The organism is Comamonas testosteroni, from assembly GCF_000761245.1.
Classification (GTDB): Bacteria; Pseudomonadota; Gammaproteobacteria; order Burkholderiales; family Burkholderiaceae_C; genus Comamonas; species Comamonas testosteroni_C.
This window is the reverse complement of sequence record NZ_AWOR01000097.1, coordinates 1-1,635: the sequence shown is the minus strand read 5'-3', so window position 1 is coordinate 1,635 and position 1,635 is coordinate 1. Positions and strand designations below refer to the sequence as shown.

Sequence of the window (1,635 nt, the reverse complement as noted above, 5' to 3'; positions counted from 1 at the left end):
GCAATCTCGTAGCCTGCATCGGCATGGCGCATCACGCCGGTGGCGGGATCGTTCCAGAGCACGCGGTTCAGGCGGGCCGCAGCCTCGTCCGTGCCGTCGGCCACGATCACAACGCCGGCGTGTTGCGAGTAACCCATGCCCACGCCGCCGCCGTGGTGCAGGCTGACCCAGGTGGCGCCGCCCGCGGTGTTGAGCAGGGCGTTGAGCAGCGGCCAGTCGGAGACCGCATCCGTGCCGTCCTTCATGGCTTCGGTCTCGCGGTTGGGGCTGGCCACCGAGCCGCAGTCCAGGTGGTCGCGGCCGATCACGATGGGCGCCTTGAGTTCGCCGCTCTTGACCATTTCATTGAAGGCCAGGGCCGCCTTGTGGCGCTCGCCCAGACCCAGCCAGCAGATGCGCGACGGCAGGCCCTGGAAGGCAATGCGCTCCCTGGCCATGTCCAGCCAGCGGTGGGTGTGCTTGTTCTCGGGGAACAGCTCCTTGATCTTGGCGTCGGTCTTGTAGATGTCCTCGGGATCGCCCGACAGCGCCACCCAGCGGAACGGGCCCTTGCCTTCGCAGAACAGCGGACGGATGTAGGCTGGCACAAAGCCGGGGAAGTCGAAGGCGTTCTTCACGCCTTCGTCCAGGGCCACCTGGCGGATGTTGTTGCCATAGTCCACCGTGGGGATGCCCATGGCCTGGAAGTCCAGCATGGCCTGCACATGCTGGGCGCAGCCCTGGGCGGCGGCCTTCCTGAGCGTGGGGTGCTGGCCGGGGTCGGCCGCAGCGGCATTCCATTGCTCCACGCTCCAGCCCACGGGCAGGTAGCCGTTGATCAGATCGTGGGCCGAGGTCTGGTCGGTCACGATGTCGGGTCGGATGCCGCCGGCCTTGGCGCGCTTGACCAGCTCGGGCAGAACTTCGGCCGCATTGCCCAGCAGCGCAATGGAGACGGCCTCGCCCTTTTCGGTGTGATGCTTGATCAGGGCCAGCGCGTCGTCGATGTCCTTGGCCTGCTTGTCCACATAGCGGGTGCGCAGGCGGAAGTCGATGCTGCTTTGCTTGCATTCGATGGCCAGCACGCAGGCACCGGCCAGCACGCCGGCCAGCGGCTGCGCGCCGCCCATGCCGCCCAGGCCTGCTGTGAGAATCCACTTGCCGGTCAGGTCGTTGTTGTAGTGCTGGCGACCGGCTTCGACAAAGGTCTCGAACGTGCCCTGCACGATGCCCTGGGCGCCGATGTAGATCCAGCTGCCGGCCGTCATCTGGCCGTACATGAACAGGCCCTTCTGATCGAGCTCGTTGAACTTCTCCCAGTTGGCCCACTTGGGCACCAGATTGGAGTTGGCCAGCAGCACGCGCGGTGCATCGGGGTGGGTCTTGAACACGCCCACGGGCTTGCCCGACTGGATCAGCAGCGATTCGTCGGCCTCGAGCTTCTTGAGCTGGGCCAGGATCTCGTCATAGCACTCCCAGTTGCGGGCTGCCCGGCCGATGCCGCCGTAGACGACCAGGGCCTTGGGGTTCTCGGCCACGTCCGGGTCCAGGTTGTTCTGGATCATGCGATAGGCCGCTTCGGCGAGCCAGTTCTTGCAGTGCAGCTCGCTGCCGCGGGGAGCGCGGATTTCTCGGCTGGCGTCGTAGCGGGGGTCT

1 protein-coding gene is annotated in these 1,635 nt (G+C 66.5%); it reads right to left on the bottom strand.

The window, feature by feature from the left end; all coding sequences use genetic code 11:
• Nucleotides 1–1,635 (bottom strand): urocanate hydratase (hutU, locus tag P353_RS25365; RefSeq protein ID WP_034375819.1); only part of this gene is annotated, 1,635 nt, incomplete at both ends.